We start from the raw sequence: 19,348 nt of genomic DNA on the forward strand, positions 1-19,348 counted from the left end.
CCCGGCTCATGTCCGCAGCATGCGGGCGATCGCCTGGGTCGCCTCCTTCACCTTCGCGTCGATCTCGTCGCCGCCCTTGAGGGCCGCGTCCGCGACGCAGTGCCGCAGGTGCTCCTCCAGCAGCTGCAGGGCGAAGGACTGCAGGGCCTTGGTGGAGGCGGAGACCTGCGTGAGTATGTCGATGCAGTAGACGTCCTCGTCGACCATGCGCTGCAGGCCGCGGATCTGGCCCTCGATGCGGCGCAGGCGCTTGAGGTGTTCGTCCTTCTGCTTGTGGTACCCGTGCACGCCGTGGTCGTGATCGGCCGTCCCGTCCGCACCGGTGGTGTCGGCGGTGCCGGTGGTGACATGTGCGACATCTGTTGCGTCGGTCACGTCCGTCATCGCTTCCTCCTGGTGGGCAGTGGGCCGACATATACCCCTGGTGGGTATATGGTACCGAACTTTGCCGGGTATACGGCCCTGGGAACCGCCCCCGTGCTCATCACCGCGCCCGATGGGTGACACTGGTGGGCGGCCCGATAGCCGTGGCCGGATGTTGCGCCTAGCATCAGCCTGACCGAAACCGAAGCACCCCGAGGACCCCACGTGCGCTTTCGTCTGACCCCCAGGGAGACGAGCTTCTACGACATGTTCGCCGCCTCCGCGGACAACATCGTCACGGGCTCGAAGCTCCTGATGGAACTGCTCGGGGCGGACTCGTCCGCCCGGGCCGAGATCGCAGAGCGTATGCGGGCAGCGGAACACGCAGGTGACGACGCCACGCACGCGATCTTCCACCAGCTGAACTCCTCCTTCATCACGCCGTTCGACCGCGAGGACATCTACTCCCTCGCCTCGTCGCTCGACGACATCATGGACTTCATGGAGGAGGCCGTCGACCTGGTCGTCCTCTACAACGTCGAGGAACTGCCCAAGGGCGTGGAGCAGCAGATCGAGGTCCTGGCGCGCGCCGCCGAGCTGACGGCCGAGGCGATGCCGCACCTGCGGACCATGGAGAACCTCACCGAGTACTGGATCGAGGTCAACCGGCTGGAGAACCAGGCCGACCAGATCCACCGCAAGCTGCTGGCGCACCTGTTCAACGGCAAGTACGACGCCATGGACGTGCTGAAGCTCAAGCAGATCGTGGATGTGCTGGAGGAAGCGGCGGACGCCTTCGAGCACGTGGCGAACACGGTGGAGACCATCGCCGTCAAGGAGTCCTGAGCCCTTCATGGACACCCTTGCTCTGGTCGTGACCATCGGGGTCGCGCTCTTCTTCACGTACACCAACGGCTTCCACGACTCGGCGAACGCGATCGCCACGTCGGTCTCGACGCGGGCACTGACGCCGCGGGCCGCGCTGGCCATGGCCGCGGTGATGAACCTCGCCGGTGCGTTCATGGGCTCCGGGGTCGCCAAGACCGTCAGCGAGGGCCTGATCCAGACACCGACCGGCTCGAAGGGGATGGGCATCCTCTTCGCCGCGCTGGTGGGCGCGATCGTCTGGAACCTCATCACCTGGTACTTCGGGCTGCCGTCCTCCTCGTCCCACGCGCTGTTCGGCGGCATGGTCGGGGCGGCGCTGGCCGGCGGGACGACCGTCTACTGGAGCGGGGTGCTGGAGAAGGTCGTCATCCCCATGTTCATCTCCCCGGTGGTCGGCCTGCTGGCCGGTTACCTGGTGATGACGGCGATCCTGTGGCTTTTCCGCAAGGCCAACCCGCACAAGGCGAAGAGGGGTTTCCGCATAGCGCAGACCGTCTCGGCGGCCGGCATGGCGCTGGGTCACGGTCTGCAGGACGCGCAGAAGACCATGGGCATCGTGGTGATGGCGCTCGTCATCGCCGATGTCGAGGACTACGGCGACCCGATCCCGGTGTGGGTCAAGATCGCCTGTGCCGTGATGCTGTCGCTGGGCACCTACGCCGGTGGCTGGCGGATCATGCGGACGCTGGGCCGGAAGATCATCGAGCTGGACCCGCCGCAGGGCTTCGCGGCGGAGACGACCGGCGCGTCGATCATGTTCACCACGGCGTTCCTGTTCAAGGCGCCGATCTCCACCACCCACGTCATCACGTCCGCGATCATGGGCGTCGGGGCGACGAAGCGTGTGAACGCCGTGCGCTGGGGCGTCGCCAAGAACATCATCCTGGGCTGGTTCATCACGATGCCGGCCGCGGCGATCGTGGCCGCCGCGTCCTTCTGGATCGTGAACCTGGTGGTCCTGTAACGCGCCGGACGCAGACGAGAGGGCCCGCCCCTGGGAGAGGGGCGGGCCCTTTTTCGGCCTCGCGGTGGCACCGCCATGCAGCACCGCGAGGAGTCGGTGGGGGTGGGGCTCAGCCGAAGCGGCCGGAGATGTAGTCCTCCGTGGCCTGGACCGACGGGTTGGAGAAGATGCGCTCCGTCTCGTCGATCTCGATGAGCTTGCCGGGCTGGCCGACCGCCGCGAGGTTGAAGAACGCCGTGCGGTCCGAGACGCGGGCCGCCTGCTGCATGTTGTGCGTCACGATGACGATCGTGAAGCGCTCCTTGAGCTCGCCGATCAGGTCCTCGATGGCGAGCGTGGAGATCGGGTCGAGCGCCGAGCAGGGCTCGTCCATGAGCAGGACGTTCGGCTCGACCGCGATCGCCCGGGCGATGCACAGACGCTGCTGCTGGCCGCCGGACAGGCCCGAGCCGGGCTTGTTCAGCCGGTCCTTGACCTCGTTCCAGAGGTTCGCGCCCTTGAGGGAGCGCTCGACGATGTCGGAGAGCTCGCTCTTCTTGTAGTTGCCGTTCAGCCGCAGGCCCGCCGCGACGTTGTCGAAGATCGACATCGTGGGGAACGGGTTCGGCCGCTGGAAGACCATGCCGACCTCGCGGCGGACCGACACCGGGTCGATGCCGGCGCCGTAGAGGTCCTCGTCGTCCAGGAGCACCTTGCCCTCGACGCGGCCGCCGGAGGTGACCTCGTGCATGCGGTTCAGGGTGCGCAGGAACGTCGACTTGCCGCAGCCGGACGGGCCGATGAACGCCGTCACCGAGCGCGGCTCGACGGTCATCGAGATGTCCTCGATCGCCTTGTGGGAACCGTAGTAGGCGGTCAGTCCGCTGACGTCGATTCGCTTGGCCATGACTACTTCACTTCCAAAAAGTCTGGGGGGTCGCTGTGGCCCCGGGCGGCGGTAGCCGCAGGTTGTCGCGTCAGCGACCGGTCTTCGGGGCCTTCCAGCGGGCGATCCCGCGGGCCACCAGGTTCAGGAGCATCACGAAGGCGATCAGGGTGAGCGACGCCGCCCAGGCGCGGTCGTACGCCGCACCGGAGCCCGCGCTGTTCGCGTACTGCTGGTAGATGTACAGCGGCAGCGAGGCCTGCGCCCCCTCGAAGGGGTTGGCGTTGATGAACGCGTTGCCCCACACCAGCAGCAGGACCGGGGCGGTCTCACCGGTGATGCGGGCGATCGAGAGCATGATGCCCGTGGTGATGCCGCCGATGGAGGTCGGCAGGACCACCTTCAGGATGGTGCGCCACTTGGGGACGCCGAGCGCCAGGGAGGCCTCGCGCAGCTCGTTGGGGACGAGCTTGAGCATCTCCTCCGTGGAGCGGACGACGACCGGCATCATCAGGATGGCCAGGGCCAGCGAGCCGGCGAAGCCGAAGGGCTGCATGTCGAACATCAGCATGAGGCTGAGGATGAACAGACCCGCGACGATCGACGGGATGCCGGTCATGACGTCGACGAAGAACGTGATGGCCTGGGAGAGCCTGCCCCGGCCGTACTCGACGAGGTAGATCGCGGTGAGCACGCCGATCGGCGCGGCGATCACCGTGGCGAGTCCGACCTGCTCCAGGGTGCCGAGGATGGCGTGGTAGATGCCGCCGCCGGGCTCGGTGTCGGCGACGACGCCCATGGAGTGGGTCAGGAAGTAGACGTCGAGGACCTTCACGCCGCGCGCGACGGTCGACCAGACCAGGGAGGCCAGCGGGACGACGGCGAGCAGGAAGGCGACCCAGACCAGGGAGGTCGCGATGCGGTCCTTGGCCTGCCGCTTGCCCTCGACGCCCGCGGCGATGGCGTAGGTGCCGACGACGTACAGGATCGCGGCGATCAGGCCCCACTGGACGCGGCTGTGCAGGCCGGCGGCGAGGCCGATGCCGACCGCGAGGGCGATCGAGCCGGCGGCGATGGCGTAGGGGGACCACTTGGGCAGGCGGGCGCCGCGCAGCGTGCCGGGGCCCTTCGGGGTGATGGTCGCGGTGCTCATGCGTTGGCCCCCGAGTACTCCTTGCGGCGGGCGATGATCGCGCGGGCCGCGCCGTTGACCAGCAGGGTGATGACGAACAGGACCAGGCCGGAGGCGATCAGCGCGTCGCGGCCGAACTCGGTGGCCTCACCGAACTTGCTGGCGATGTTCTGGGCGAACGTGCCGCCGCCCGGGTCGAGCAGGCTGGCCTGGATGTCGAAGGTCGGGGAGAGCACGGTGGCGACGGCCATGGTCTCGCCGAGGGCGCGGCCGAGGCCGAGCATCGAGGCGGAGATGACGCCGGAGCGGCCGAAGGGCAGGACCGCCATGCGGATCACTTCCCAGCGGGTGGCGCCGAGCGCCAGGGCCGCCTCCTCGTGCATCTGCGGGACCTGGCGGAAGACCTCGCGGCTCACGTTGGTGATGATCGGCAGGATCATGATCGCGAGCAGGATGCCGACGGTCAGCATCGAGCGGGGGGCGCCGCCCTCCCACGAGAAGATGCCGGTCCACCCGAAGTAGTCGTTCAGCCAGCTGAAGAGGCCGGTCATGTTCGGCACCAGGACGAGGGCGCCCCAGAGGCCGTAGACGATGGACGGCACCGCGGCGAGCAGGTCGATCACGTACGCGATGGGGCCGCGGATCCGGCGCGGGGCGTAGTGCGTGAGGAACAGCGCGATGGCGACGGCGACCGGGACCGCGATGACCATGGCGACGATCGAGGAGACGACCGTGCCGAAGGCCAGGACGGCGATGCCGAAGTTCGGCGGGACGAGGTTGGTGTCCCACTGGAAGGTCGTGAGGAAGTTGCCCTCGTCCTTGCTGATCGCGAGGGTGGCGCGGTAGGTGAGGAAGACCGCGATCGCGGCCATGATCACCAGCAGCAGGATGCCCGAGCCGCGGGAGAGGCCGAGGAAGATCCGGTCTCCGGGCCGGGTGGCCCCGCGCGCGGCGCGCTTGTCGAGGTCGGGCTGCGGGGCGGGGGGAGGTGCGTCGGTTATCTGTGTGGGTGTGCCCATCGGGTTCTCCGGTCTGCGGAGCCGTACGCGGGGTACGGCCACTGGCGGCGGTGCACCGGACGGTGCGGCCCGGTCCCGGGGAGGGGGCCGGGCCGCACGCGGGTCAGCTCAGGCCCTCGATGGTGGTGCGGACCTGGGAGATGATGTCGGCGGGGATCGGCGCGTAGTCGTTCTCCGAGAGGACCTTCTGGCCGTCCTCGGAGGCGATGTAGCGCAGGAACGCCTTGGTGCCGGGCAGGGTGTCGGCCTTGTTGCCCTTGTCGCAGACGATCTCGTAGGTGACCAGGACCATCGGGTAGGCGCCCTCGGCCTTGGTGCCGTAGTTCAGCTGCAGGGAGAGGTCCTTGCCCGTGCCGACGACCTTGGCCTCGGAGATCGCCTTGGTGGCGTTCTCGACGGTGGCCTTGACCGGCTGGGCGGCGCCCGTGTCCAGGTCGACCGTCTTCAGGCCGTCCTTGGCGTACGACAGCTCGAAGTAGCCGATGGCGCCGTTGGTCTGCTTCACCTGCTGGGCGACACCGGAGGAGCCGGAGGCGGACTGGCCGCCCTTGGCCTGCCAGGTCTTGCCGCCGTCGTAGGGCCAGTCGCTCTTGGCGGTGGCGATCAGGTACTTGGTGAAGTTGTCCGTGGTGCCGGAGTCGTCCGAGCGGTGGAAGGCCTGGATCTTGAGGTCCGGGAGCTTCGCGTCGGGGTTCAGCTTCTTGATCGCCTCGTCGTTCCAGTTGGTGATCTTGCCGTTGAAGATCTTCGCCAGGGTCGGGGCGTCCAGGACCAGGTTGTCCACGCCGCTGACGTTGTAGCCGACCGCGATCGGGCCGCCGACCATCGGCAGGTCGATGCCCTGACCGCCCTTGCAGACCTTCTTGGAGGCGGCGACCTCGTCGGGCTTCAGCGCCGAGTCGGAGCCGGCGAAGGCGACCTGGCCCTGGGTGAACGCGGTGACGCCGGCGCCGGAGCCGCCGCCCTTGTAGTTGATCTGGAGGCCCTGGCAGGCCGCGGTGAACTGCTTCACCCAGGCGTCGATGGCGTTCTTCTGCGCGGACGAGCCGTCGGCCAGCAGCTGGCCCTTGGCGTCGTCGCACTTGACGTTGCTCGGCGCCGCGGCGTTGGAGGAACCGCCGCCGTTGCTGTTGCCGCCGGTGTCGTCGGAGCCGCACGCCGTGAGGGCCAGGGCGCCGGAGACGGCGAGAGCACCGAGAGCGAGGGCCCGCCGGTTCATGCGCTGAAGCTTCACTTGAGTTCCTTCCAGGAGCCGCCGTCCTGATCGGCGGCGTGCGAAGTCTGAGTGCTGCGGACGCGGTCACGCCCCCCGTGGGCGCGGCTCGCGTCGTTAAGGCTGAAATTAGGCAGATCAGGTGAAGGCGCCGATGGCCGGACATGAACGAGGGGTGAACCCCTGCCTAAGGCCTGGTGAGGTCACGGAATGCTCACGGGGGGAGAACGACGACGTTGCGCTTTCACGGACTGCGTGGACGGAGCGGGGCCGTTCGGTCAGCCCGCCGTGCGGGGCAGGTGCAGGACGGCGAGCAGCTCGTCGACCAGGGGCCGGTCGATCGGTTGTGTGAGACGGTCGCGGGCGGCGGCGGGCGCCAGCCACACGACCTGATCCACCTCGTCCGTCGGCACGAACGCGCAGCTCACCGCCTCGGCGGCCCAGTAACGGACCTGCTTGGGGCGACCGCTCGCCAGATAGCGCCGGGTGGACAGCTCGGGCCCCGGCACGGCCCGGCAGCCCGTCTCCTCGGCCACTTCGCGCAGGGCTCCGGCGAGGGCTTCCTCCCCGCGTTTCAGTTTCCCCTTAGGCCAGGACCAGTCGTCGTATTTCGGCCGGTGGACGAGGCAGAGTTCCACCTCGCCGGTGGCCGGGGAGCGACGCCACAGGACGCAGCCCGCCGCCTGGACCGTGGTGTCCTTGGGGATGTTCACCGGGTCTCACCGCCTCCTGGTGCCGGGCCTGGTCATGACGCGCCCACGGTCTCCTTCTGCCAGGCCTGCTGGAACGCGAAGCGCGCCGCCTCCACGTCGTGCCGCTGGTCGGCGTGGAGCACGCCGAGGGCGTAGGCCGTGGCCGGGGCGATGCGCGGGGTACGGGCCGCCTGGGCCGCCGCTGCCGCCGCCTCCGAGGCGTCGCGGTGCCGGTTCAGGGCCTGGCCCGCGGAGAGCAGGCGCAGGTCCACGACGGTGTTGCCCTTCGGCCCGCTGACCGCCTCACGGGCGTAGCGGTGCAGGCGCAGCAGCAGACGGACCTGGTGCCACGGGGCGTCCTGGGGGTGCGCGACCGTGTCCGGGGACAGCCCGTGGACGAGTGCCGTGGCGTTGTACGGGTTCCCCGCGGTGACCAGGGGCAGGGCGCTCACGGCGTCGGCGAGGCGGTCCTGGGCGGCCGTGGCCAGGGGGCGCAGGTCGGTGGTGCCGGCGGCCTCGGTCAGCGGGACCTCGCTGGCCAGGACCGCGACCTTGTCCGCGACGGCGTGGAAGCGGCTGCTGCCCAGCGCCTGCAGGGCCGTGGAGTGGGCGCGGGTGCGGGCGAGGGTGAGCTGGCGGTCGAGCAGGGCGCCCGCCTTCGCCGCTCCCACGGTCAGGTTGCCGCGGTCCTGGGCGGGGACACCGGCCTTGGGGGGCGTCCCCCCGTCCACCCGTGCGTTCGCCCGGGCCGGGAGCGCCGTGGAGCCCGACAGGCGGTGCAGGGCCGCCAGCAGCCGTTCCAGCCGGGCCGTGTACGCGTGCTCCATCGCCAGCGTCCCGGACACCCAGGCCAGTTCGGGGCGCATCGCCTCGCACCAGTCCGCGTCGAGGAGGGACTGGAACGAGTGCAGGCTGGCGCTGATGCGCCGGGCCGAGCGGCGCAGGGCGCGGGCCGCCTCGGCCGAACCCTCCGAGCCGTTCGCCCCCGACCCCGTCTCCCGGTGCAGGCGCAGCGCCCGGAGGAACTCCGTCGCCTGGGCCCGCAGATAGCCCGCGAGGGCGTCTCCGGTGGGGGCGGGCCCGACGTGCCTGGACCGGGGGTCCGTCGGGTCAAGGTGTCGCTGTACCACGCCGGCGCCTCCGGGCGTCTATGAGCATCTCCTGGACGTTGCGCAGGGGCTGTCCGTCCGCGTCGGTCGCATGCCGGGTCCAGTCGCCGTCCGGGCCGAGGTGCCAGGAGGCGGTGGAGTCGGACATGCCGGTCTCCAGCAGCCGGTTCAGGGCTGCCCGGTGGGCCGGGTCGGTGACCCTGACCAGGGCCTCTATCCGGCGGTCGAGGTTGCGGTGCATCATGTCGGCGCTGCCGATCCACACCTCGGGCTCGCCGCCGTTGCCGAAGGCGAACACCCGGGAGTGTTCGAGGAACCGGCCGAGGATCGAGCGGACCCGGATGTTCTCCGACAGGCCGGTCACGCCCGGGCGCACCGCGCAGATGCCGCGCACCCAGATGTCCACCGGCACACCGGCCTGGGCGGCCCGGTAGCAGGCGTCGATGACGGCCTCGTCGACCATCGAGTTGACCTTGATGCGGACGTACGCGGGCCGGCCCGCGCGGTGGTGCTGGATCTCCTTGGTGATCCGCGAGACCAGGCCGTCGCGCAGCGACTTGGGGGCGACCAGCAGACGCCGGTAGGTCTCCCGGCGCGAGTAGCCGGACAGCCGGTTGAAGAGGTCCGAGAGGTCCGCGCCGACCTGCGGGTCGGCCGTGAGCAGACCGAGGTCCTCGTACAGCCGGGCCGTCTTGGGGTGGTAGTTGCCGGTGCCGACGTGGCTGTAGCGGCGCAGCGTCTCGCCTTCCTGGCGGACCACCAGCGACAGCTTGCAGTGCGTCTTCAGCCCGACCAGGCCGTAGACCACGTGGCAGCCGGCCTCCTCCAGCTTGCGCGCCCACTTGATGTTGGCGTGCTCGTCGAACCGCGCCTTGATCTCGACCAGGACCAGGACCTGCTTGCCGGCCTCGGCGGCCTCGATGAGCGCGTCGACTATGGGGGAGTCGCCCGACGTCCGGTACAGGGTCTGCTTGATGGCGAGGACGTCCGGGTCGCCGGCGGCCTGCTCCAGGAAGGCCTGCACGGACGTGGAGAACGAGTCGTAGGGGTGGTGCAGCAGCACGTCCCGCTCGCGCAGCGCGGCGAAGATGTCGGGCGGGGACGCCGACTCGACCTCGGCGAGGTCGCGGTGGGTGCCGGCGACGAACTTGCGGTACTTGAGCTCCGGCCGGTCCAGGGAGGCGATGCGGAACAGGCCCGTGAGGTCCAGCGGGCCCGGCAGCGGGTAGACCTCGGCCTCGCCGATCTTCAGCTCGCGTACCAGCAGGTCCAGGACCTCGCGGTCGATGGACTCCTCGACCTCCAGGCGCACCGGCGGGCCGAAGCGGCGCCGCATGAGCTCCTTCTCCAGTGCCTGGAGGAGGTTCTCGGCGTCGTCCTCCTCGACCTCCAGGTCCTCGTTGCGGGTGAGGCGGAAGGCGTGGTGCTCCAGGACCTCCATGCCCGGGAACAGCTCCTCCAGGTGGGCGGCGATGACGTCCTCGATGGGGACGTAACGGCCCGGGGAGCTCTCCAGGAACCTCGACAGCAGCGGCGGCACCTTCACCCGGGCGAAGTGCTTGTGGCCGGTGACCGGGTTGCGCACCACGACGGCCAGGTTCAGGGACAGGCCGGAGATGTAGGGGAAGGGGTGGGCCGGGTCGACCGCCAGCGGGGTCAGCACGGGGAAGATCTGGTGCCGGAACAGGGTGAACAGGCGGGCCTGCTCCTTCTCCTGCAGTTCGTTCCAGCGGACCAGGTGGATGCCCTCCTCCGCGAGTGCGGGGGCGACGTCCTCGTGGTAGCAGGCGGCGTGCCGGGCCATGAGCTCGCGGGAGCGGGCCCAGATCATCTCCAGCACCTCGCGCGGCTGGAGGCCGGAGGCGGAGCGGGTGGCCACGCCGGTGGCGATGCGGCGCTTCAGTCCGGCCACCCGGACCATGAAGAACTCGTCCAGGTTGCTGGCGAAGATCGCGAGGAAGTTGGCCCGCTCCAGCAGGGGCGTGTTGGGGTCCTCGGCGAGTTCGAGGACCCGCTCGTTGAACGCGAGCCAGCTGCGTTCCCGGTCGAGGAACCGGCCCTGGGGCAGCTGGGCACCGTCGGCCTGCGACTCCTCGTAGGCGTCGAGGTCGGCGTCGATGTCGGGTTCCAGATCGGAGACCGCCGCCGCGACCGTGTGCGGGCGGTGTGCCGCGATGGAGCCCACGGAGGGCTGCGGGTGCTGGACCTGTGCCTGGGTGTTCGGCTGGCTCATGGACCCATTCTTCCGCGCCGCGAGCATCACGGGCGCGTCGGACAGCGCGGGCGGGAGCGGAGGCGCCACATGAGTGCTCCCGTTTCCCTCGGGACCCTCGCGGGGCGGGGAAGGCTCGGGCACGGCGGGATTCATTGGCCGAGCTTCGCAAGCTCGTCTGAATCGATGGTTACGGAGACATGACGTGCGGGACACCGGGGGGCGGCTCGCGGGGGTCCACAGGGCCGGGTGCTCGTGCGGGGGCCGGTCGTGCGGTCCGCGCGTCCATCCCCCCGTGGAAGGACGCGCGGACCGGGTTCAGGGGAGGCGGCGGGCCAGGACGAGGAAGGCGGCGGCTGTCGCGGTGGTGGTCAGGGCCAGCAGGAGGCCGGTTTCCACGTACTGCAACGGCCAGAAGTGCGACGGGGGGTGGAAGGTCGCGCGGGTGAGCGTCACGCCGTGCCGGGGAGTGTCGGCCCAGGCCACCTGGAACGCGGAGCGGGGCAGCGCGAGGGTGCCGGCCTCGGTGCGGGTCACGGCGGGCCAGAGGTCCTCGCGGTGCCGCTCCAGGAGGCTGTGGACGAGCAGCGCGGCGGCGAGGGCCACACCCGCGGCGGGCAGGGCCCGGCGCCACACCAGCCCGGCGAGGGCGCCGAGGGCGAGTCCGGCCAGGGCGTAGGCCACGGCCACCGGGCCCGTCGACACGAACGCGTCCGGGTGGTACCAGTCGCCGGTCAGGTCGGGATCGCCGTCCCCGCGCGCCCAGCGGTTCAGCAGGACGAGCGTGCCGGTACCGGCGGTGAGCAGGGCGGCCGGGGCGGCCAGTTTCACGGCCAGCCAGCGCAGGGGACCGACCGACTGGGTCCAGGCCAGCCGGGCGGTGCCGCTCTCCAGTTCGCGGCCGACCAGGGCGCCACCCGCCCAGGCGGCCACGGGGAACATCACCCAGGACAGGGCGGTGGCGAGTACGGCGATGCCGTTCGCGTACGTCTCGTCGGCGGTGATCGCCTCGACCGCCGCACAGGAGGGGAGCCGGTCGGTGGGGGGTGTGGCGCAGGCGCTCATGCCCGCCCTGGCCTCGTCTGCGAGGGAGTGCAGCAGGAGCAGGGCGGCCGTCGCGGCGGCCAGGGCCGCCAGCGACAGGACCAGGGCCGTGCGGTGGGTCCGGGCGACCGCCCGGAGCAGCCCTCCCCGAGGGGAGCCGGGCCGGGTGGCGGGTGCGGCGGACGCCGTGCCGGGGGCGGTCATACGGCGGCTCCCGTGCGGCGGCGCAGCAGGACGAAGGCGGCCGTGGTCGCCAGGGCGGCGACGGCGAGGAGGAGGCCGGTCTCCATGAGCTGGAGGGGCCAGAAGTGGGAGGCCGGGTGGTAGTCGGCGTAGTAGTGGGTGATGCCGTTCCTGGCCTCGCAGCCGGGCTCGCCCGAGCACGCCGGGATCGGGACGCGGGCGCCGGAAGCGGACAGGGCACCCGTCTCGACGATCATGCTGTCGGAGCCGGCGGTGCCCTCGTCCAGGCCCCTCACGGCCGTCTTCACCGGCCACAGGTGCGGGCGCAGCTCGTCGAGGACGTAGAGGAGTGACACGACGGCCAGGGCCGCGACGCCGAGGGCGGGCAGCGTCCGGCGCAGCAGCAGCCCGACCAGGACGCCGAGGGCCAGGGCGGCGAGGGCCTGGGCGGCGGCGATGGTGCCGTTGATCTCGAAGGTGCCGCCGTCGTACCAGGCGCGCCAGCCCATGACGCTGAGCGGGGCACGGTCCGACGACCACAGGATGCGATGCAGCAGCGTCAGCGTGAGCGTGCCCGCCACGAGCAGCAGGGCCGGGACCGCGAGCTTGGCGGCCAGCCAGCGCAGGGGGCCCACCGACTGGGTCCAGGCGAGCTGAGCGGTGCCGTTCTCCAGCTCGCGGCCGATGAGGGCGCCGCCCGCCCAGGCCCCGATGAGCAACGGGAGGAGCCTGACGAGGCCGATGCCGACCGCCACGGCCGTCTGGTACCGGCTGCCCGCGGGGCCGGGGATGTCGCAGCCCAGGTTCGGGCGGGACAGGTCGCAGCCCGTGTCCGCGTACTCGGTCCAGGCCGCGTCCGCACCCGGGCCCGTGGCCCACAGCAGCGCCCCTGCGGCCACCACCACCAGCCCCAGCCAGAACAGCAGCGCCGAGCGGTGCAGCCGGAGCATGGCCAGGAGCAGGCCGCGCGACGACGAGGTGGGCCGGGGGACGGCCGGTGTCGCCATGGTGTCGAGGGTCATACGGCGGCCTCCCGCGCGTCGAGCAGCAGCGGTGGGGCGTCGGGGACGCGCAGGTGGGCCAGGACCACTTCCTCCAGGGACGGGCGGTCGCCGTGGAGTCCGTCGCCGAGGGGGCCCGCGGGCCGGACCAGGGCGGTCAGCTGGCGGCCCGTGGTGCGGGACTCGACCACCGTGTGCGGGTCGAGGGTGGCACCCGCACGGCCCGTGACCAGGGTGTGCGCGGCGAGCAGCTCGTCGAGCGGCCCGGCGAGCCGGACCCGGCCGGAGCCGAGCAGCAGCAGGTGGTCGCAGGAACCCTCCAGTTCCGCGACGACATGCGAGGACATGACAACCGTGGTGCCGTGGTCGGCGGCGTCGGCCATGAGCGTGGCCGTCAGCTGGTGCCGGGCGAGCGGGTCGAGGTCGGCCATCGGCTCGTCCAGGAGCAGCAGTTCGGGGCGTTTGCCGAGGGCGAGGGCGAGGGCGACGCGGGTGCGCTGGCCCCCGGAGAGCGACCGGATCTTCGTGCCGGGGTCGAGGTCGCCCTCGGCGACGATCCGCTCGGCCGTGCGGGCGTCCCAGCGGCGGGGGTTGAGGTCGCGGCCCAGCCGCAGGGTGCCGGCGACGGTGAGCTGGGGGTGCAGGGGCTTGTTCTGGGCGACGTAGGCGAGCCGTTCGCGGGCCGCGGCCGGGGTGGTGCCGAGCACGGTGACGGTGCCCTCGGTGGGACGCAGCAGCCCGGCCGCCAGGGCGAGCAGGGTGGACTTGCCGGCGCCGTTGGGGCCGGTGAGGGCGCAGACGCGGCCCGCGGGGAGCCGGAAGGCGCAGCCGTCCAGGGCCGGAGCGCGACGGCGCCCGAACCTCCTGCCCAGCCCCGCCGCCTCGATGGCGGTGTCGGTCATGCGTCCCCCTTGAAGTCTGCGAAATGCGCGTCGAGTACGGAAGTGAAGAGGGCGGCCACGTCCTCGCGCTCCAGGCCGGCCTCGCGGGCCCTGGCCGCCCAGGCGTCGAGATCGGCGCGGAGCGGGGAGTCGGCGGGGGCGGTGCCCAGGGACTTGCGGACGAACGTGCCCAGCCCGCGCCGGGCTTCGACCAGTCCCTCGCGTTCCAGCTCGCGGTAGGCCTTGAGGACCGTGTTCGGGTTGATGGCGGTGGCCTCCACGACCTCACGGGCCGTCGGGAGCTTGTCCCCCGGCTCCAGCAGGCCGAGCCGCAGGGCCTGTTTGGTCTGCTGGACGATCTGGACGTAGGTGGCCACGCCGCTGCGCCGGTCGATGCGGTACTCGACCACTGCACACCCTTTCACTAATTGAGTAGTGAAAGGGTGGTGGAAGGAGGGCCGGAAAGTCAAGCGCGGTTACCCTGCCCCTCGTGGACCTCAAAGCCGTACGGGCCTTCGTCGCGATCGCCGACTCCGGGCAGTTCCAGCGTGCGGCCGTGGATCTGGGTCTCACCCAGCAGGCCGTCTCCAAGCGGATCGCCGCGCTGGAGAAGGACCTCGGGGTGCGGCTGCTGGTCCGTACGCCGCGCGGGGCGGAGCCCACCATCGACGGGCAGGCCCTGCTGCCGCACGCCCGCGCCCTGCTGCGGGCCGAGGAACGGGCGGCGGCCGCCGTGCGGCCGGGGAGCCGGGCGCTGCGGGTGGACGTCGTCGGACGCCGGGCCGCCCCCGGCGGGCTCGTGCAGGACTTCCACCGGGCGCACCCGGAGATCCCGCTGGACGTCGTCACCCTCTTCGACGTGGACACGGCCGTGACCGCGCTGCGCGACGGGGCCGTCGACGCCACCTTCCGCGCCGTCACGATGCCCGGGCACCCGCTCCCCGACGGCATCGCCGCCCTGCCGGTCCTCGACGAGCCGATGCACCTGTGCGTCGGCCCCGGCCACGCCTTCGCCCGGGCCCCCTGGGTGACGCCGGAGCAGCTCGCCGGGCACCGCATCTGGATGCCGGGCAACGCGCCCGGCACCGAGTGGCACGCCTACTACGAGGCGCTCGCCGCCGAGTTCGGACCGGCCGTCGACACCATCGGACCCAACTTCGGTCTCGAAGCGCTCCTCGACACCATCGCCGGATCCCCCGGCCTGGCGACCTTCCTCAGCGAACGGACTCCGCACGTCTGGCCCGTCGGCCACGACCTGCGGCTGGTCCCCCTGCGCGACCCCACGCCGGTCTACCCGCACTCCCTGCTCTGGCGCGCGGACAACCTGCACCCCGGTCTGACGGCACTGCGCGACCACCTGACCGCGACCCGGCCCCGGCCACCGGAGGGCGACCTCTGGCGGCCGTCATGGGCGGACCCGCCTGCTACCCGGGCCGCTTCTCCAGCGGCGTGAAGGACTGGGGCGGCGAGGTCGGACTCGGCGGCGGGCCGGACCCGCAGGCCGGTCGCCGACGGCACGGCTCAGGTCTCCGTCCGGTACATCAGGTCCACCTCGTGCGTGGTGAACCCCAGCCGCTCGTACACCTTCACCGCCGCCTTGTTGTCGGCGTCGACGTACAGCATCGCCGTCGGCAGGCCCTGCTCCGCGAGGTGCCTGAGCCCGATCGTGGTCAGGGACCTGCCGAGGCCGCCGCCCTGGGCGCCGGGGCCGACGCCGAGGACGTACACCTCGCCCAGGCCCTCCTCGGCGTGCACCTTCGTCCAGTGGAAGCCGACGAGTTCACCGCCGCGGAAGGCCAGGAAGAAGCCCGCCGGATCGAACCACGGCTCGGCCTTGCGGTCGTCGAGGTCGCGCTGGGTGAGGGAGCCCTGCTCGGGGTGGTGGGCGAAGGCGGCGGCGTTCACCGCGAGCCAGGCCGCGTCGTCCTCACCGGGGACGAACGTGCGCACCGTGACACCCTCGGGAAGCACCGGCTCGGGTGCGTCGAAGTCGGTCAACGGCCGCCGCATCTGACGCAGTTCACGGAACAGCGTCAGGCCCAGGACCTGCGCGAGATGCCGGGCGGCGGAGTGCCCGCCGTGCGCCCACACCCGCAGCCGCTTCCCCGACGCCGCCAGCAGCGCCGAGCCGAGGGCCCGCCCGTGCCCGTGCCCGCGGTGCCCGGGGTGCACCACCAGCTCGGCGGCCGGCGGCTCCACCAGGTCCGTGTCCTCCAGCTGCGCGTAGCCGACGAGTTGCCCGCCGGCCGTGAGCAGCAGATGGGACACGCCCTCCCGTTCCCCGCCGCGCAGCTGCAACCGGCCCTGTTCGGACACCGCCTGCTGCCCGTCGGTCCGGGCCGCCTCGTCGAGCAGCCCGAGCACGGCCTCGGTCTGCTCCGCGGAGAGCGCGGCAAGGGTCTCGATCGACCGGGGGCGGCCCGGCCTTACGGTGTCGTTGCTGGTCATGCGTACGAGGGTACGGGGCACCACCGGCAAATCGGCGGCAAAAGGCAACCCAGATGTAACCATGAAACACCTGTCGCGCTACGCGCGTTGACTCTAGGCTGCGCCGGACGACATCACTGTCTCCACAGACCCACAGGGGGGCGTATGCCAGCCACTGCACCGGCGCACTCGGAGCGCCGCAGACGTCGTACGAACCGTTTCGTCGCTCTCGCCGCCGGTGTCGTCACCGTCGGCGCGCTGGCCGCCGCGGGGTTGCCCGGGTCGGCGACCGCCGGGGAGGAGCACCGCGGGGGCGGGTACTGGCCCGGCCGCTACCAGGACGTCCAGCTGCTGTCCTTCAACGACCTGCACGGCAACCTGGAGCCGCCCGCCGGCTCCTCCGGCCGGGTCACCGAGACACAGCCCGACGGCACGACGAAGACCATCGACGCGGGTGGCGCCGAGTATCTCGCCACGCACCTGCGGCAGGCCCGCAAGGGCCAGAGGTACTCCATCACCGCGGCCGGCGGCGACATGGTCGGCGCCTCCCCGCTGATCTCCGGGCTGTTCCACGACGAGCCCACCATCGAGGCGCTGAACAAGCTCGACCTCGACGTCACCTCCGTCGGCAACCACGAGTTCGACGAGGGCGCCAAGGAGCTGGCCCGCCTGCAGAACGGCGGCTGCCACCCGAAGGACGGCTGCTACACGGACAAGAGGTTCAAGGGAGCCGACTTCCCCTACCTCGCGGCCAACGTCCTCGACGAGAAGACCGAGAAGCCGATCCTGAAGCCCTACTGGGTGTGGAAGAAGAACGGCGTCAAGGTCGGCTTCATCGGCGTGACCCTGGAGGGCACCCCGGACATCGTCTCCGCCGAGGGCGTCAAGGGCCTGTCCTTCAAGGACGAGGTCGAGACGATCAACAAGTACGCCAAGGTGCTCCAGAAGCAGGGCGTGAAGTCGATCGTCGCGCTCATCCACGAGGGCGGCTTCCCGGCGTCGACGTCGTACAACTACGACTGTGACTCCCCGGGTGCGGGCGACGGCGTCTCCGGGCCGATCGTCGACATCGCCAAGAACGTCACACCGCAGGTGGACGCGCTGGTCACCGGCCACACCCACAACGCGTACGTGTGCAGCATCGCCGACCCGTCGGGCAAGCCCCGCATGGTCACCTCGGCCGCGTCCTTCGGCCGCCTCTACACCGACACCACGCTGACCTACGACCGGAAGACCGGCGACATCGCCCGTACGGCCGTGAAGTCCGCGAACCGCGTGGTCACCCGGGACGTCCCCAAGGCGCCCGACATGACCGAGCTGATCGGCAAGTGGAACACGCTGGCCGCGCCCATCGGCAACAAGCCGATCGGCTACATCTCCGGCGACATCGGCAACACCGGCACCGAGTCCCCGCTCGGCGACCTCATCGCCGACGCGCAGCTCGCCCACGGCAAGCAGCTCGACCCGGAGACCGACCTGGCGCTGATGAACCCGGGCGGTATCCGCGCCCCGCTGACCTACGCGGCCAAGGCCGGTGAGGGCGACGGTGTCGTCACCTACGCCGAGGGCTTCACGGTCCAGCCGTTCGCCAACACCGTGAATCTGCAGGACTTCACGGGCGCGCAGGTGATCCAGGCGCTCAAGGAGCAGGTGTCCGGTCCGAACGCGGCCGCGCCGAAGATCCTCCAGGTCTCGTCCGGCCTGACGTACACGCTGGACCTCACCAAGTCCGGTGCCGACCGGGTGGTCACGGACAGCATCAAGCTGAACGGCTCGGCCATCGACCCGGCCGCCACCTACCGCGTCGCGACGAACAGCTTCCTCGCGGGCGGCGGTGACGGCTTCCCGACCCTCGGCCAGGGCACGAACGACGTCGTCGGCTCCGACGACCTGGCCGCGCTGGAGCAGTACCTGACGGCCAACTCCTCGGCGTCGAACCCGATCGCGCCGCCGAAGGCGGACCGGATCACGATCGTGAAGTAGGTCGCATACCCGGGGTTCGAGTTGCGGGTGGGGGAGGTGCGCATGGTCGGATGGATCGATGCGTACCCCCCACCACCTAGATGCGCATCCCCGGCCGAACCCGTACGAGGAGCTCGCCGCCCTCGATGACGGGCCTCTGGAGGAAACCCCTCTGGAGGAGTTCCTCACGGAGGAACGCGATGCGGGCGCCGAGGACGCCTGGGCCCCGCCGGACCACCGCCGCGGCGGCAAACGGCGTCGGAAGAATCGTTTCGCTGGCTTGCCGTTCGCGGTGAAGGCGGTCGTCGGCCTGGTCGTCCTCGCCGCGTTCGCCGCCCTCGGTGACCGCTGGGCGGTGCTCTACGCCGAGCACCGGGCCGCGGACACCCTCAAGGACCGCCTCGACCTGGCCGCCGCGCCCGAGGTGGAGATCGGCGGCTTCCCCTTCCTCACCCAACTCGCCGGCAAGCGGCTGGAGTCGGTGAAGGTGACCGTCCCGGACGTCGCCGCCGACCGTGTCTCGCTGGCGAAGGTGTCGGCCACGGCCCACGACGTGACGCTGAACGCCGACGGCCTGACCTCCGTGCGCGGCGCCGGTGTCCCCCGCTTCGACGGGGACGTCCTGCTGTCCTTCGGCGACCTCAACCGCGAACTCGGCGCGTCCCAGGTGACGTTCACCGGGGAGGGCCGGGACCGGGTGCGGGCGCGCGGCACCCTGCCGGTCGCCGGGCACCGCCTGAGGCTGCGCGCCGAGGCCCGGATCCAGCGGCAGGGGGAGCGGGGCATCGCCACCGAGATCGGCGGCATGCGCCTGGACATCGGGGACCTGGCGACCTACCGCCCCGGCAAACGCCCCTCGGAAGGGCTGCACCTGACGCCCGAGGCCTCCGCCGACCTCGCCCGGGAGACCCGCAAGGCCAAGGCACTGCTGTCGGTCCCGGCCATCGTGCAGCGCATGGGCGTGCCCGAGACGACCGTGCGGCAGGCCCTCGCCGACGACGGCAAGCTCACCGAGCTGACCGGCTCCCCGCGCTTCGCCCGCCAGGCCCAGCGCCTGAACCTCATCGACCTCGCCCTGGACAACCCGCAGGTGCTCAGGAGCCTGGGCCTGGACCCCGATCTGCTGGGGGAGTTGGCGGGCCTGACCCGTCCGGTCCTGGCCGACCGGCTGGCCCTGGCCTTCGAACTGCCGAAGCCGGAGCAGGGGAACGTGCGGCTGGAGGACGTCCGGGTCGAGGAGGACGGCATCCGGGTGCGGCTGTCCGGCTCGGGGCTGACGGTGGGCGGTTGAGGACGGCATCCGGGTGCGGCTGTCCGGCTCGGGGTTGACGGTGGGCGGTTGAGACCGCCCTGGGTGAAACTTTGTGTGCAGAAGTGTTGACCTCTGTTCGAG

18 protein-coding genes are annotated in these 19,348 nt (G+C 71.3%); 5 read left to right on the plus strand and 13 right to left on the minus strand.

Going from position 1 to position 19,348, the window contains the following annotated elements; genetic code table 11:
* Positions 1-6: 6 nt before the first annotated feature.
* On the minus strand, positions 7-384 hold the full coding sequence (locus ACFV20_RS17145) for a metal-sensitive transcriptional regulator (protein ID WP_221516217.1): 378 nt from the start codon (positions 382-384) through the stop codon (positions 7-9).
* 204 nt (positions 385-588) lie between these two features.
* Here ACFV20_RS17145 and ACFV20_RS17150 point away from each other — a divergent pair, with 204 nt between their 5' ends.
* Both ACFV20_RS17150 and ACFV20_RS17155 read left to right on the plus strand, forming a co-directional pair.
* Positions 589-1,209 (plus strand): DUF47 domain-containing protein, encoded by a 621-nt coding sequence (locus ACFV20_RS17150; protein WP_053670931.1) that lies wholly within the window; start codon positions 589-591, stop codon positions 1,207-1,209.
* Positions 1,210-1,216: 7 nt separating this feature from the next.
* Complete coding sequence (locus ACFV20_RS17155) at positions 1,217-2,215, plus strand: anion permease (protein ID WP_385657317.1); 999 nt, start codon at positions 1,217-1,219, stop codon at positions 2,213-2,215.
* A gap of 109 nt (positions 2,216-2,324) precedes the next feature.
* Here the strand turns inward: ACFV20_RS17155 and pstB are convergent, their stop codons facing one another.
* From pstB to ACFV20_RS17210, 11 genes are all read right to left on the minus strand, one after another.
* On the minus strand, positions 2,325-3,101 hold the full coding sequence (gene pstB, locus ACFV20_RS17160) for a phosphate ABC transporter ATP-binding protein PstB (protein ID WP_385657319.1): 777 nt from the start codon (positions 3,099-3,101) through the stop codon (positions 2,325-2,327).
* A gap of 70 nt (positions 3,102-3,171) precedes the next feature.
* Entirely contained in the window at positions 3,172-4,233 is a 1,062-nt protein-coding gene (pstA, locus tag ACFV20_RS17165; RefSeq protein ID WP_385657322.1) for a phosphate ABC transporter permease PstA, read from the minus strand.
* Positions 4,230-5,231, minus strand: a complete 1,002-nt coding sequence (gene pstC, locus ACFV20_RS17170; protein ID WP_385657325.1) for a phosphate ABC transporter permease subunit PstC — start codon at positions 5,229-5,231, stop codon at positions 4,230-4,232. The genes pstA and pstC overlap by 4 nt, the downstream gene beginning before the upstream one ends.
* A 103-nt stretch (positions 5,232-5,334) precedes the next feature.
* Positions 5,335-6,465, minus strand: a complete 1,131-nt coding sequence (gene pstS / locus ACFV20_RS17175) for a phosphate ABC transporter substrate-binding protein PstS (protein ID WP_385657328.1) — start codon at positions 6,463-6,465, stop codon at positions 5,335-5,337.
* A 257-nt stretch (positions 6,466-6,722) separates the two neighbouring features.
* On the minus strand, positions 6,723-7,157 hold the full coding sequence (locus ACFV20_RS17180; RefSeq protein ID WP_385657330.1) for an NUDIX hydrolase: 435 nt from the start codon (positions 7,155-7,157) through the stop codon (positions 6,723-6,725).
* 32 nt (positions 7,158-7,189) lie between these two features.
* On the minus strand, positions 7,190-8,266 hold the full coding sequence (locus ACFV20_RS17185) for a CHAD domain-containing protein (RefSeq protein ID WP_385657333.1): 1,077 nt from the start codon (positions 8,264-8,266) through the stop codon (positions 7,190-7,192).
* Positions 8,247-10,613: an RNA degradosome polyphosphate kinase gene (locus ACFV20_RS17190; RefSeq protein WP_385657335.1), complete on the minus strand. Its 2,367-nt coding sequence runs from the start codon at positions 10,611-10,613 to the stop codon at positions 8,247-8,249. The genes ACFV20_RS17185 and ACFV20_RS17190 overlap by 20 nt, the downstream gene beginning before the upstream one ends.
* A gap of 162 nt (positions 10,614-10,775) precedes the next feature.
* A complete protein-coding gene (locus ACFV20_RS17195) occupies positions 10,776-11,705 on the minus strand; it encodes a hypothetical protein (protein ID WP_385657337.1) in 930 nt (309 codons plus the stop codon).
* Positions 11,702-12,706, minus strand: a complete 1,005-nt coding sequence (locus ACFV20_RS17200) for an ABC transporter permease (protein ID WP_385657340.1) — start codon at positions 12,704-12,706, stop codon at positions 11,702-11,704. The genes ACFV20_RS17195 and ACFV20_RS17200 overlap by 4 nt, the downstream gene beginning before the upstream one ends.
* Positions 12,703-13,587: an ABC transporter ATP-binding protein gene (locus tag ACFV20_RS17205; protein WP_385657342.1), complete on the minus strand. Its 885-nt coding sequence runs from the start codon at positions 13,585-13,587 to the stop codon at positions 12,703-12,705. The genes ACFV20_RS17200 and ACFV20_RS17205 overlap by 4 nt, the downstream gene beginning before the upstream one ends.
* Positions 13,584-13,976, minus strand: coding sequence for a GntR family transcriptional regulator (locus tag ACFV20_RS17210; protein WP_385657345.1), 393 nt, complete (start codon positions 13,974-13,976; stop codon positions 13,584-13,586). The genes ACFV20_RS17205 and ACFV20_RS17210 overlap by 4 nt, the downstream gene beginning before the upstream one ends.
* Before the next feature lie 80 nt (positions 13,977-14,056).
* Between ACFV20_RS17210 and ACFV20_RS17215 the strand changes: the two genes are divergently transcribed.
* Entirely contained in the window at positions 14,057-15,019 is a 963-nt protein-coding gene (locus ACFV20_RS17215; protein WP_385657348.1) for a LysR family transcriptional regulator, read from the plus strand.
* Between the two features lie 68 nt (positions 15,020-15,087).
* Here ACFV20_RS17215 and mshD read toward each other — a convergent pair whose 3' ends face one another.
* The gene (gene mshD, locus ACFV20_RS17220; protein WP_385657351.1) at positions 15,088-16,014 is read right to left on the minus strand and encodes a mycothiol synthase; all 927 of its coding nucleotides are present in this window, start codon (positions 16,012-16,014) and stop codon (positions 15,088-15,090) included.
* Between the two features lie 144 nt (positions 16,015-16,158).
* On the opposite strand from mshD, the gene ACFV20_RS17225 reads away from it, so the two are divergent.
* Both ACFV20_RS17225 and ACFV20_RS17230 read left to right on the plus strand, forming a co-directional pair.
* Positions 16,159-17,976, plus strand: coding sequence for a bifunctional metallophosphatase/5'-nucleotidase (locus ACFV20_RS17225; RefSeq protein ID WP_385657354.1), 1,818 nt, complete (start codon positions 16,159-16,161; stop codon positions 17,974-17,976).
* A gap of 58 nt (positions 17,977-18,034) precedes the next feature.
* Positions 18,035-19,246, plus strand: a complete 1,212-nt coding sequence (locus tag ACFV20_RS17230; protein WP_385657357.1) for a DUF2993 domain-containing protein — start codon at positions 18,035-18,037, stop codon at positions 19,244-19,246.
* Positions 19,247-19,348 lie beyond the last annotated feature (102 nt).

The sequence above is a fragment of the Streptomyces sp. NPDC059696 genome, from assembly GCF_042733745.1.
In the GTDB taxonomy this organism is placed as follows: Bacteria; Actinomycetota; Actinomycetes; order Streptomycetales; family Streptomycetaceae; genus Streptomyces.